The 12984-nt window shown below is 62.5% G+C and carries 9 protein-coding genes; 1 reads left to right on the plus strand and 8 read right to left on the minus strand.

Going from position 1 to position 12984, the window contains the following annotated elements; all coding sequences use genetic code 11:
• Nucleotides 1-7: 7 nt before the first annotated feature.
• From pglZ to Q8P38_07550, 8 genes are read right to left on the minus strand one after another with little or no spacing between them, the layout of a single operon-like run.
• Nucleotides 8-2497, minus strand: a complete 2490-nt coding sequence (gene pglZ, locus Q8P38_07515) for a BREX-1 system phosphatase PglZ type A (protein MDP4014442.1) — start codon at nt 2495-2497, stop codon at nt 8-10.
• A complete protein-coding gene (locus Q8P38_07520; protein ID MDP4014443.1) occupies nt 2494-3495 on the minus strand; it encodes a virulence RhuM family protein in 1002 nt (333 codons plus the stop codon). The genes pglZ and Q8P38_07520 overlap by 4 nt, the downstream gene beginning before the upstream one ends.
• Nucleotides 3488-3664 (minus strand): hypothetical protein, encoded by a 177-nt coding sequence (locus tag Q8P38_07525; protein ID MDP4014444.1) that lies wholly within the window; start codon nt 3662-3664, stop codon nt 3488-3490. The genes Q8P38_07520 and Q8P38_07525 overlap by 8 nt, the downstream gene beginning before the upstream one ends.
• Nucleotides 3661-3837, minus strand: a complete 177-nt coding sequence (locus Q8P38_07530; protein MDP4014445.1) for a hypothetical protein — start codon at nt 3835-3837, stop codon at nt 3661-3663. The genes Q8P38_07525 and Q8P38_07530 overlap by 4 nt, the downstream gene beginning before the upstream one ends.
• On the minus strand, nt 3830-7360 hold the full coding sequence (pglX, locus tag Q8P38_07535) for a BREX-1 system adenine-specific DNA-methyltransferase PglX (protein MDP4014446.1): 3531 nt from the start codon (nt 7358-7360) through the stop codon (nt 3830-3832). The genes Q8P38_07530 and pglX overlap by 8 nt, the downstream gene beginning before the upstream one ends.
• A complete protein-coding gene (brxC, locus tag Q8P38_07540) occupies nt 7360-10836 on the minus strand; it encodes a BREX system P-loop protein BrxC (GenBank protein MDP4014447.1) in 3477 nt (1158 codons plus the stop codon). The genes pglX and brxC overlap by 1 nt, the downstream gene beginning before the upstream one ends.
• Nucleotides 10836-11435, minus strand: coding sequence for a DUF1788 domain-containing protein (locus tag Q8P38_07545; GenBank protein MDP4014448.1), 600 nt, complete (start codon nt 11433-11435; stop codon nt 10836-10838). The genes brxC and Q8P38_07545 overlap by 1 nt, the downstream gene beginning before the upstream one ends.
• On the minus strand, nt 11432-12046 hold the full coding sequence (locus Q8P38_07550) for a DUF1819 family protein (GenBank protein MDP4014449.1): 615 nt from the start codon (nt 12044-12046) through the stop codon (nt 11432-11434). Before Q8P38_07550 ends, Q8P38_07545 begins: the two co-directional genes overlap by 4 nt.
• Before the next feature lie 751 nt (nt 12047-12797).
• On the opposite strand from Q8P38_07550, the gene Q8P38_07555 reads away from it, so the two are divergent.
• On the plus strand, nt 12798-12984 hold a 187-nt coding region (locus tag Q8P38_07555), incomplete at its 3' end, for a hypothetical protein (protein MDP4014450.1).

The raw sequence follows: 12984 nt of genomic DNA on the forward strand, positions 1-12984 counted from the left end.
AGCCGCCTTAGAAGTCGAAGTCTGAAGTAAAGGAGCGCTTGAGCGTGTACATCGCTTTGGCGTAAACGCGCCACTGGTTGGTGTTGGGGATGCGCTCCTCGAGGCGGAACTCGACGGCGCGGTTGTTGTAGTCGTTGGATTCCTTGTTGAGCAGCAACTGCACGCGCTGGTAGCGATCCCGCTTCTCGGGCGAGGTGGAGTCGCAGGTCAGCTCGGGCTGGGGGTCGTTGGAGATCAGCGTCTCTCCGACGTAGAGGCCAGCGCGCAGCGTGCGCGGCTGGACTTTATCGCTCGCCGACTCGGACTGGAACAGCTTCACCACAAGCTGGCCAGTTGTGATCTTGTCCGACTCCGGAAGCACCTCGACGTTGACGAGGCGGGTGTCACTCTTGCGCTTCTTGTTGATCGCGAGCACGGGCACGACGACCTCTTGGAGTGTCGCGCCACCGTGGACGAACCGTGATCCACCACCAGTCAGCCTGAGCCGGTGGATCGACTTGGGGATCTGGACCTCGATGTCGCTGTCGAGTTGGAGCTGCACGGAGTTGAACGTGGTGAAGGCGTAGTCGACCTTGAGACCGTGCCCGAGGACGTAGCGCCGATTGGTCACCAAGATGTTGTCGCCCTGCGGCTTCTCAGACAGGAAGAACTGCTCGGGCAGTGCCTCATCCTGGAACAGGAATCCGTGGTCAGCCGTCACGAAGATGTTGGTGGCGTTAGCGTTCGCCGCTTTCTTCACCAGGTCGACCAACTCGCTGAGAGCCTGCTCGGCTGCCTCGAAGACGCGGCGCTCGGTCCCCTGCTTGTCGCCGGTCGCGTCGATCACGTCGTGGTAGACGTATAGGACCCGGTTGTTCTTGAATATCTCGCGACGCTCCTCGGGGCTGAGCGCCTTGAAGTCCTCCGCCTGAATGGCGTTGCCCCCGACGGTCTCAAGGATCTTGCCGCGCGGGCCGGTGCCATTCGTCGGCTGGTCGTCGGCGAGAACGATCTTGGCGTCAGCCGAATGCTTGAGGGTTCGGTGTGGAAGCAGGGCCGCCATGCCCAGTTGCGTGTAACTGGGCAGCACGCCAAGGACAGCATCAAGGTGGGCGTCGAAGCGATCCTCCCGACGGATTCGGGAGCCCAGCTCCTCGGCCACTTCGTAGCGAAGTGCGTCGGAGACGATGACGACCGCCTTCTTGTCGTCCCGGACGAGGCCTTCGACGTAGTGGCGGTAGAACGACCTCTGCGAGCGAAGGATTGCCGACGCCCACCGATCCGCCTCGTCGACCCGCTGCTGCCAGGCGTTGCCCAACTCGTAGATGAACTTGTTTGTGTAGCGCTTCTCCACCTGTTCGCGCAATGGGTCGAGGGGGTGAGGTCCCTCGAAGGCGCGGTGCGCGAAGGTGAACTGCCGGTAGAGCTGGTCTATGCGGAACCAGTCGTTGCGATAGTGGTCCAGCGCGTCATCGAACGACGACATCGTGACGTCGATCGATGCGATCGCCGAAAGCAACTCCGCTGCGGCTCCGATCGCCGTGTAGAGCTGGCGATAACCGTCGATCCACACGCTGCTTTGCCGTGCTCGTACGACGTCGGCAACCTCGCGGGCGGTGACGGTCTGATCGGTGACTGCTCGGGCTAGGTCGCTGATGATCTTCTTGTCGGTCTCCTCGAAGAGGTCGACGGCGACGAGGTCCCTGAAGCTCGCATCCTCGATCGTGGCGGCGTAGTTGAGGTCTTGAGACGCCCGCTTGGCGAGTGTTGCGAGCGCGTCCTGGCTGCGACGGTCGTTGCGGAAGCTGGCGAAGTCGAGCTGGATGTTTTGGAGTCCACCGGGACGATCCGACTTGAAACCCTCGATCGCTTTGCGGAAGATCCAGAGGATGAAGTCGTCGATGCTCGGCGAGGAGGACTCGTAACCGTAGATCGACGCGGCTCCACGCCAGTAGAAGTCGTCGATGCCGTAGTCCGCGAGTGTGCCGTACTTAGTGCCCTGCCCTTTGGAGTTCTCGGTAAGGAGAGTCCGGGTGATCTCTAGCAGGCTGTGCTCCTTCTGGCCGAGCACAACCGCGGACATCTTGGCCCGCAGGCGGGCAGCGTCGTCCTCGGGTGTCAGCAGCGCCTTCAGGCTCTGGACGCGCTTGCCGGCGTTGAAGAACTTCTCGTGACCCTGAACCACCTCATCGATGCCCTCAGCGGTGAGGCCGAGGTCCTGGGCAACGAGAGAACTGCGATCCGCGGTGAAGACCCCATAGGCCAGCTCCAGATCGAGCAGCCAGTTTCCGATGCCCGTGGGCACTTGGCCCGAGCGGTAGACGAGGAACTTGCTGGTGGGTTCGTCGTGCAGGAGTCGGTTCTTGATGGCGTAATCGTCGTTGGCGACGCGGATTGTGGTGACGTCGGGAAGGTCGAGGCCTTCCAGCTCGGTGTCGTACTGTGCCTCCGGGTCGTGCCAGAAGACCACACGGCGGTTCTCGAACCGGCGGAGGAGATGGTCGCGAAGTCCGGTCACCGCAAGTCCTTCCCGTGCGCTTCCAAGGCCTCGATAGCGGCGAGGTCCTCGGCATCAGCGGCAGCCGCAGCGTCACGCTTGCGTTGCTGGTCGAACTCCTCGTACCGGGTATCTGCGAGCGTCTTGGCGACTTCGGCCCGGACCGTCCCGGCGTGGGTAAGCAGTTCGCGCTCGTTGAACTGCAGGAACGCATCGAGGCGTTCGGCCCAGTCAGCCATGGTCATCGCCCGCCGATTCCTCGCCTGTAGTTCGGCGTAGTCGAGGTACATGGTCACGATCAGGTCCAGCTCGGTGATCTCATCAGCGTTCAGGTAGTTCTTCGCGATCGCGACGTCCCACTTGCGGACCACGGTGCCACTCCACGACGTCAGTCCCATGTTCGCCACTTCGGAATCGCTCCGAACACTGATGATCTCGGCTGCGGTATGCCCCGTCACGGCCCACAGCATCTTGTTCTGGACCTTCTTGAAGAACAACTTGGCTTCGTCACTGGTCTTGTCGTAGTCCACGGCGGTGGCGTAGAGATCCCGGACTTTCTGGTAGAAGCGCTTCTCGGATGCGCGGATGTCCCGGATCCGCGCCAACCACTCATCGAAGTAGTCCCATCCATCAGCGGCCTTGAGCTTCGCGTCATCCATGGCGAAGCCCTTGACCAGGTACTCGCGCAACACGCTGGTCGCCCACTGGCGAAACTGGACGGCGCGTGGCGTTGTGACCCGGTAGCCGACCGCGAGCACCATGTCGAGGTTGTAGACGCGGACGTCGCGGCGGACCCTGCGAGAGCCCTCTTGGCGAACCATCAACTCAGAATTGATGGTTCGATCGTCGACCTCTTCATCGGCCAGGACCCGGGCGATCGTCTGCTGCACGTTCTGGACGGACGTGCCGTAAAGCTCAGCGATCTGGGCCTGAGCGAGCCAGACCGTCCCCTCGATGGCGCGCAATTGGAAGTGCGCACCGTCCTCGGCGGTGTAGAGGATGAGCTCGCCGTCAGCCATCGCGCGCCTTGGTATGCCGCTTGCTCTCGTTCCAGTTCTTGTTGTCGTAGTAGATGTCGGCCAGAGCGTCGAACTTGGCGTACCGCCCCTGCGGGTCATGCCAGAAGACGACGCGGCGATCGTCCAGACGCCTGAGCAGGTGGGGGCGGACTGCGGATACTTCACTCATGAATCGCCCCGATCCAGCACCTTGCGGGTGCGCTCTCCTGAACTCGCAGCGCGCAAGATCGTAGTCACTTGCTCACTCGACTTGCTGACTTCACCATCGGCCAGCACTCGGGCAATCGTCGCCTGCACGTTCTGGACGGGCGTGCCGCAATCGATCAGTTCGTCGTCAGTCATCGCGCCCCTCCAGCCCGGGGATCTTCTTCAAGGCAGCGCCGAGCTTGGGATAGTTGGCCTTCACACCGTCGTCGAGGTCAATCGCGACTTGCTGGGATGCGAGCGGATAGAGCACGTCGTGCTCGTACTCGTCCAGCTCCAAGATCACCTTGCGGAGCCGATCTGCTTCCTTCGCCGCCGCAGCCTGCTGGCGCGGTGTGCCGCCGCCTACTGCGAGGCGCTCCTGGTGCTGGAGGTTGGCATCGAGTTTCGCCTTGAACTCGCGTAGGTACTCGTTGAGGACTGTTGATGCGGTGGGCGGCGTGTAGCGGTGCATGTAGATGAGTGCGTTGAACGACCCCTTGGGGCTGGAGAACAGCCAGTAGATCGGGCGCTTCTTGTACCGCTTGACGTGGTCCTTGTAGAAGGACCTCACGAAGTAGTCGCGCATGTCCTTCACACCCAGCGCCTGGGTGACGAATCGCAGGTTTTCCTCGAAGTGTTGTTCACCGAACGCAATACGCAGGAACTCTCGGAACCGCGCCACGATGTCGTCTTCGAACCAGTCGCCGTCCACGATCGGAATCACATTGTCGCTGTCCGGTATGAAGGTCGGGGCCGACACCTTGGAGAGGTAATTCTGGAGCGTCTCGCCTTGACTCGCCAGGATGAGCCCCGGCACATCCAGGCTGTATCGGCCGAACATGCAACCCACGGCGTACGAGACCAGTTCGGAGGCAACGTCTGCACGCTCGAGCCCGACGTACTCCTCGGCCGTCCTTCCCGGTCCGTAACGGAACTGGACGTTCCGGGCTAGCGACACCCGATGCAACGGGACGTCGGCCTCGACTTCTTCAGCGAGGCCATAGGCTTCCGCGACGACCCGGTTGTTCTCGGCCTCACGTTCTGCCTGCTCCCGCGCGACGCCGGCCTGCCCCAGAGACCATTTCAGCATTAGCTCGTCAAGCTTCTCTGTCGCGCCAGCATCGCTGGACACGAGCCACGACGGCGTACCAAAGTTCCATGACGTCTCGAAATCGTCCCAGTCCGCACGCGACACAGATACGAGTTTGGCCACCTGCATGCCATCGAGCAGCAGAGAGTCCGAGGTGCGGCCGGGGGCGGGAGTCGACATGACGGTGCCGAGCTTGAAATGGAGTGCCGGAGCAAGGACCTTGAGGAACTCAGCACCCGTCGACGAGTTGAGAATCGCAAGCAGTGGCTCGATCTGTACGCTCTCAGGCGGGAAAGCCATCGGGGCGGTAGCGTCGAACATGAACCCGTCAGGCACCAATCGACCGGAGAAGCCACCAATGCTCACCCCAGTCCAGGTAAACCCCGGCAGGAAGGCGAACTCGCCGTTGTAGTTGTGGCTCCGGACGCGGCCCGTCGCGGAATCGACATTCTGACGTTGCCGCGCACCGTCGCCCTCCCAGTCGACCACATACTCCTGATTGCCCCACCAGAGCCGGTAATCGCCACCCTTGAGGTATGGAAACCAGCGACGCCCCGTCGCGCCCGAGTCGGTCGCCCAGTCGCCAGCAGACGATGACCCAACCTCGTACCATCTGCGCAGGAATCTGTCATTGTCCCCCGTCGTTAAGCCCTCGCGGGTTGGCACAAACTCACTAAGCGATGAGCTTCGGGAGAAAGCCGCAAGCATTGCTTCGGAGAGCCAATAGGCAATGGGCGCCCCAGGGAGTCCCCGAAGGTCCGACTGGCGCCGCTCGTATCGGTTGAAATCCCAGTCAAGATAGAGTGACTCAATCGTTCCAACGGAACGGACATCTACATGATTCTCGAAGAGTTTGCGATAGGTGGCGCTCTCTTCTCTGGTCGGGGGGGATTTCCGAACCACGAAGCCGACTGAGCCAAAGTCAGACCCAAAAACTCCTCTCCCGAACTGCACGAGCGACTCGATCGCCTGGTCAGAAAGAAGCCAGGTTCGCAGTTTCGCATAGCTCGCGGCCGTCAACCATACTGGCAAGTTGATCATCGCCCAGTAGCCGCGTGATTCCGTGAGCCTGCTTGCGCGCTCCATGAACATCGTCATGAGATCGGATTTGCTAGCCGGGTACGAATCCTTGGCGAACCCTGTTAGCCGCGCGACCATGTTCTTGCTGCCCATGTACGGCGGGTTTGCCACAACCACGGAGTAGCGGGGGGTCAGATACTCCGCCTGTCTGATGGCCTCAGCGGCCCAGTCAAGCGTGTCGGCACTCAGCATGTCGCCAGCAGCGTCAAGCGTCTTAAGATGGCGCGCCAACCTAGTCGACAGTTCTGGGTCCGGTTGAATCAGCGCGCCGTACGTGTCCGCGTCGGCAAACTGATTCCAGAACGCCTCCTCGGCGTGCTTGTCTCCGCCCTTCGTAACGAGGAAGTCCAGCTCGTCCGGGCTGAAGGAGATCGGTTCGATCACGCAGACGTTCGGCTCGACCTGCTTGTTGAAGAAGGTGCGCTGTTTGCCGCGGGCCTTCATCGTGAGCGCGAACGCGGCGAGCGTTCCAGCGCGCGGGTCTATCTCGGTGCCGTAGAGGTTGTGCTTGAGGATCAGGCCAGGGATCTCGGACGGGGCGTAGCCCTCCTCCTCGTAGATCGCGTACAGCAGGTCGAACGCGTAGGTAAGCATGTGACCGGACCCGCAGGCCGGGTCGATGACCTTCAGTTCTTCGGGCATGGTGATCTTGAGGAAGTCGGTCTCCTCATCGACCGGGGCGATGAAATAGTCCATCTGGTCGATCAGCCGCGAAGACGGCCGGTTGAGCATCCAGAGTCGACCGAGGGAGTTCTCCACGAGGTAGCGGACGATCCAGTGCGGGGTGAAGAGCTGGGTGGCGGCGGGGATCTCGTCGGCACCGGCCTTCTTGTTCTTCTTGAAGCCGGCGAAGACCTCGTCCTTGCGCTCGGAGATGTAGAACTGGTAGAGCCAGCCGATCACCTCGACGTCCTGGCACACCTCGGTGGTCAGCACCTTGACGGCTCGGTTGAGCACCGAATCGTCGGCGAGCAGGTTTGCCGGGATCAGCAACTCGGTGAAGTCACCCTCGCGCTCGAACATGAAAGGCATCGAGCGGTTCCAGTGGCGGCAGTAGTCGGCCAGCAGCAGCGCATATGCCTCGCCCTGCGGGTCGCTGCTGCTGCGCGTCCCGTTGAGCAAGGCCGTGACCGTCTCACGGGTCTGCCGACTGACCACGTCCGCGTCGATGACACCACGTTTGGCGCCAGCGAGGATCTCGGGCTGTCCGACCTCAACGCCCGCCTGCGGCGACACCACGCCGACCCCGGTGTAGCCGTTGGCGTCCATGAACCGCAGCGCGATGATCCGGTTGAACCAGGTGTAGGCCACCTTGTCCGCGACAGCGGCACGACCCTTGTCCCCCCCACCCGCATCGGCGACCGCCTTCTCCAGGGCCGCGACCGCCTGCGGCTGCTCGATTCGCTCGGATGATGCCGGTGCCAGCACCGCGGCAATGCGCGCCGTGACCTCGCCAATGAGCGCGGTGCGCGCCCACGTCGCGAAGGACTTCAGCGGTGCGGTTTCCATCAGAGTGAGATTCGCTTTCCGTCGTTCAGGGTCTGGACGAGTGCGGAGCGGAGGGCGCTGAGGTATTTCTCGACGTCCTCTTCGGTCTCGAGGACACCCGAGGCACCCGGAACCGGGATCGTCTTCACCGAGACCGTCCGCTTCGGCGGCGCATCGTCGCCGCCACCGTGCTGCGATGCGGCGAGCGAGTCGAGCAACTCCGGGTAGACCGTGGCCTCGAAGTCAGCTCCGATCTGGAGGATGAGCGCCACATGGCTCTCAGTGGCGACTCGAGACAGCGTCTGGTCAACCGCCTGGACGACGCACTGCTGAGCATCCGGGGTGGCCTTCGTGTAGAAGTCGCTCGCGAGCAGCTCGGCCTTGCGGCTCTCGATCGCGGCGGTGACCGATGCGCGGTTCGTGACGATGATGCCGTCGATCTCGCCGCGAAGGTCATCGGCAGCCTGCTTGAGCTGGGCCATCCTGTTGCCGCGAAAGGCGTTGGGATCGGCGAGCGCGGTCTTGACCGTCTCGTCGCTCCCGCCGGGCAGGTAGCCCAAGTTGCTGCTGTGGTTCGACAGCAGGGCGACTGCCTCGTCGTAGATCACCCGTTGCGGTCCGCTGAGGAACGACTGGATCGGGTCGATCACGTTCTCCTTGGCTTCGAGCAGGTCGTCGCCAAGGTTGAACTCGCTGAGGTACCAGTCATCCGGCTTGCCGACCGACTGCTCCAGCAGAGCGATCGGCCCGCCGAGCTGCTCGACGAACGGGTACTTGGAGCCGGTGACGGTCGCCTTCAGCTCATCGAGCTTGCCCTTGAGCTTGTCGGCGCCGTGGCGCGCCAACTCAAGCGGGTCCTTCGGCGCGTAGCCCTCATCGAAGAAGTCGGTGCAGAACCTGCGGAAGTTGGCGACCTTGCGCTCGTCGAAGGTCTTCTGCGGCGACACGACAGCGTACGAGTGCTTCTTGGTGTTGCGCAGTGCGGTCGCGACCTCGCTGCGCTTCAGGACGTTTCCGTCCATCGCGAGCGTGACCTTCGAGGCGCCGATGAGCGAGGCGATGATGACCTCGATGGAGGCGAGGTTCCAGCCATACGGCTTGACCTGGAAGGTATCGACGACGGTCTTGACGGTGGCCTGCTCGCCGAGTCTCTCCTTGCGGAGGATGAAGGACAGGAGTTCCTCAGCAGGCGAGTTGATCTTCGAGAACGCGTCGGCGTCGAAGAGACCGCTGTCGGGGTTGGCAGCACCGGCAACCTGCTCCTCTCTGTAGGTGACGTCGCCCAGCAACTTCAGATGGGTGTAGGTGCGGCTGATGAGTTCCTGGAGGCCTTCGGTGACCCGGGTCAGGGCTTCCGGCGATGAGGACGTCACGTCGGCGGCATTGATGATGAGTGCGGATCTTCCCACCGCTCGCTGGATGCGCTGGATGAGTTCCTTCTCGCGGTCCAGGTTCTGCACCGCCTTCGAGCGCAGGATCTGATCCTCGATTGCCGAGAGCGACGTGGTCTGCTTGCGCTTGGTGTACTTCTCGGTTTTGATGAGCAGCCGCAGGTCGGACAGAACGCGCACGTCGGGTTCGAGGATGACCCGCAACTCATCCTTGCCGGCGCTGTGCATCCTCGTCTCGTCGAGCGTGTACGGGTAATCTGGCGTGATGAAGTGGACCGACAGCTCACGCTGAGGACCGTGAACCTGGTCATCGAGCTTGAAGCCGAACGGGAAGTCCTGCCCGTTCTTCGCGTAGCGCAACTTGTTCGTCTTCATCACGTCGTTGGAGAGGATCTTGAAGAGTCTTGAACTGACCTCGGAGGCGTCGATGTCGACATTCTTGATCTCTTCCTCGATGACCTGCTCTTCGTTCGTCAGATACTCGTAGACGTTGCCATTGCGTTGGACGTAGGTCTGCGTCTCCAGCAGCGTGAGCGCTTCCCTGACGCCCTCGGAAAGTGCGGGAAGGTCGAGCCCAAAACGGTCGTAGACCAGAACGGTCAGGTTGCGTGGCGTGGCATGGAAGCTCTCGACATATTTCACAAGGAAGAGCGCCTTGAGCAGGCGAACCGCGAGCTCGTTTTCGAGGTTGCGTTCGGCAACGTCGATGGACCGCTGCGAGGCCGACTTCAGTGACGCCCGGATACCGGCGAACATGTGGTCGAAGGTCGCGAGTGTGCCCACCTCGACGTTGCCGATGTCCTTGGCGACTTGCTGGACCACGCCCAGCATCGACCGCTCACCGACCGAGCTGTTGCGACCCTCGAAGACGTTGTGGTCCGAGATGCCCTCGATCGCCGCTTGGAAGAGTGGGAACTGGTAGCTCACGAACGGGTAGGTGCCGACGAAGTGCGCTTCGTCGGTGTAGTTGCGATAGGTCTTCGCGCCATCGACGAAGTCGAACAGGGTCTTGAAGTTCGCCGACTCCCTGGCGTAGATCGACTTCAACGCCGACGCTCCGGCGTCGTTCTTGTCGAGCAGACGCTTGCGGATCACTTCCTCGACGTCGGCGCTGGTGAGCTTCACGCGAGTCTTGAAGCGGGCCTGGATCTTGGAAAAGTCGTTGCCCTGCTGCTTGGTGCGGTCACCGACGACCTTGTCCATGTCCTCCTGCGAGGTGACGAAGATCCATGAACGGCCTTGGCACTTGGTGTTGAGGCTCTCGGCGATTGTCTGGAGGTTGAGCATCAGGTGCGTGTTGGACCCGATGAACTGGCCGACCTCATCGACGAAGAAGTTGAGGCGGTAGCCCTCGGGCTGCCTGTCGAGCCACGCCTTCACCTCATCGGCGAAGTCCTCGATGGACACCGAGTACTCGTTTCGGTACTTGGTCAGGATGTTGGTCGGTGCGCCCTCGGTCTGGCCGCTGACTTCGGCGTAGGCCTTGGCTACATTGGGCTCCTCTAGGACACCCTCCTCGCGACCCTGGGCCCAGTCGCGTCCGGAGATCCGCTTGTAGGCGTCCTTGAAGGCGTCGTACTGACCTCGGCTGTCGAGGTCGCGCTCGAAGCGGGCGACGTGGCCCTGATTGCCGTAGTAGCCACAGCTCTCGTCGAAGACCTTCACGAACACCTTCAACAAGGCGTCCGTCTGGTCCTTGCTGATCAGCGTGGCCTTCTGATCGATGTTGAACAGCAGGCTCTTGGCCGAGATGCGCTCCGCCTTGGTCAGAAGCGCGGGCAGGAACGCGCCGCTGGCCTTGGACCGGAAGCTCTCCGAGACCTTGGCTCGTCCGAACGCCTGCCCTTCGGCATCGCCGAGCAAGTAGGCGAGCATCTTCAACAGGTGGGACTTACCGGAACCGAAGAAACCGGATATCCACACACCGTTGGAGTAGGTGTAGTTCGTGTAGGCCTCCAACAGCAACTCAAGGCCCTTGGCCGCCTCGTTGGTCAGCACGTACTCCTCGACTTCCGTGCCCAGGTGCGTGGTGTCGTCGGCCTTGATCACACCCTCGATTGGGCGCTGAATGTCCTTGGCGAAGATCTCGTTGAGCAGCATCGTCATCACGCTTCCTGTTCCAAGATGTTCTTGGCTCTGTAGTACTGGTCATCCTTCAACCGCCCGAACAGCACCAGCGAGGAGCCGAGGGTGTCGGATTGCTCGTAGCGACCGGGAAAGAACATGAGCATCGGCTTGCCGATCACGACGCTCTGAAGGTTGTTGAGCACGTTGTGGGAGCGGATGTATGGGAACACCTCACCGATCCCGGTGAGGAAGAAGATGTCGAAGGCGCCGTCTCCGATCTTGGCGCGGATCGCAGGCGCGATGTGGAGCTGCGGGTCGAGCATGCCCTGGAGCAGCTCGCGGAAGTCGTCCTTGTCCAGGTCGGGTTCGGACGCGAGCACGCGCTCCCACACACCGCGTTCCTTGAGGATCTCGACCGACAGGTCGTAGAGGTTGACTTCGCGGACGGTGATGCCCTTCTGGCTCAGCCTGTTCTTGATGCGCTTCTTCGCAGCGGCCACGTCCAGGGCCGCTTCGGGCGGATACGGATAGATGAAGAACGGGACCTCGTTGCTCAGCCCCTCCATCTGGAGGAACCGCCTGCCGCTGAGCACGGCGAACAGGTGCTCTTCCTGCTTGGCCAAGTCGATCCCGCTCATCGTGCGGCGCCGCCCGTCGGGAAGAAGCGGAGGTCGCTGGGCGATCGCTTCCGTAGTGCTTCAGAAACGCGGGGCGAGAGGAGACACGGGAGGATCTCTCCGGACGGCGATAGCAGACCCGCCTGACGCAGCATCAGAAGCACGTTGGCGCGGAGTTTCCGCAGAGTGGACTCCGTCAACGCTTCGAGCTCGGGATGCCAGATGGCCTTGAACCGCACAAACGAGTCGAAATCGTCCGGTACCAGGGTGGGCTTGAGCAGGAGGAATCGCTCTCGCACGACTTCTTCGGCGAACTCCCCAACAAGGTCGTAGCGGCGACATGCGGCGGCCCACATCAAGTGGCCGCGCTCGTTCGCCGTTGCGTCGGTCAGAAGCTCGATTTCCCCGTCCGCCAGTTCCGCCAGTCGTTGGACCAGTTCACGGCTTTGCCGCTTCGCTGATGCCACCGTGCGGGCTCGAAGGAGATTGTCCGCGTCGATCGCAGCACGGACACTGGCCCAGTCTCGGCGCTCAAGGAAGAGGGCCGCTGCGACCACCGACTCATTGGAGAATAGGCCGCCAACGCTGAACGCGAGTCGATAGCGCGGCTGGGATGCCGTCAGTTCTCCCACGACGTCGCCTCCTGCCTTCCTGAGCCCCGGTTGTTCAGGATACGGCGGACATCCGACAGAACCCGGGTTCCTGCGACTCGGGGCTGCCGCTGCTGGACGACTGTGCCCGCCTCCGAAGGGAGGCTGGGAGGGGGGCATGCCACTGATCGTGCCGCAACGGCGGCTGCGTTGCGGCCGAACGAAGACGACTGGGGCGGCTCGGCGAGCGGCGGTCCAGAGCGACAGCCCCCTGGGTAGGCCGACGTGCTTGAGGTAGGCCGACGTTCTAATGGGGCTCTTCGGATTCCAGTGGGGACCTGCGGGTTGTGGGTGATTTCTTGCTTCTGGCCGTGTCGTTGGGTGGGGTTGTCGGGGGGGTCGATTAGTATCATACACATGTTCGATGGTGTTGGTTCCTCGCCTCTTGACCCGGCCGCCGGGTCGAGGGTTTTCGCCGCGCCTGTGGCCGACGCGTCTAGCCCCGTGGAGGTGGCTATCGCGCGGGATTCGCGCTCGTGGTGGCTGCGGAATCGACCGGGTTGGGTGGACGCGGGCTGGTGTGACGCGCTCCCCCACCGCTGCGCGGCGGGAGGTACCCCCAATCCGCGCTGCGGTTCGCCAGTTGTTGACTTTGCCGGCGGGTCCGGCCCTGGCGGAGGCGTTGAGCGCTCTTGGGTGGGGGCCGTGCCCAGCGGATCACAGCGGTGAACAAATGCCCGGGGATCCACGTCTTGGGCTTCCCGGTTCACCGTGCGCGTGTCAGGTTGTGCTGTTGGCCGCTTGGGAAGCTGTGGCTTCGTGGGTGTCAGCCCAACAAGCCCATGGCCTGGTGACCGCGGCGGGACCCGAACCAGTCATCGTGCCGTCTGTGGGCGCGGCGCCTGAGATAACTGATCCGGCTCGTGAAGAGATCGCCGCGGCGTTGCATTTGTCCCCTGGTAGCGCGGCGAATCGCATCC

This window comes from Candidatus Nanopelagicales bacterium, from assembly GCA_030700225.1.
Classification (GTDB): Bacteria; Actinomycetota; Actinomycetes; order S36-B12.

What these genes read in the sequence shown, in the direction of transcription:
- Q8P38_07545 (MDP4014448.1), bottom strand. Translation starts at nt 11,435, where the DNA reads ATGAGCGGGATCGACTTGGCCAAGCAGGAAGAGCACCTGTTCGCCGTG.
- brxC (MDP4014447.1), bottom strand. Translation starts at nt 10,836, where the DNA reads ATGACGATGCTGCTCAACGAGATCTTCGCCAAGGACATTCAGCGCCCA.
- Q8P38_07520 (MDP4014443.1), bottom strand. Translation starts at nt 3,495, where the DNA reads ATGGCTGACGGCGAGCTCATCCTCTACACCGCCGAGGACGGTGCGCAC.
- pglX (MDP4014446.1), bottom strand. Translation starts at nt 7,360, where the DNA reads ATGGAAACCGCACCGCTGAAGTCCTTCGCGACGTGGGCGCGCACCGCG.
- Q8P38_07525 (MDP4014444.1), bottom strand. Translation starts at nt 3,664, where the DNA reads ATGAGTGAAGTATCCGCAGTCCGCCCCCACCTGCTCAGGCGTCTGGAC.
- Q8P38_07530 (MDP4014445.1), bottom strand. Translation starts at nt 3,837, where the DNA reads ATGACTGACGACGAACTGATCGATTGCGGCACGCCCGTCCAGAACGTG.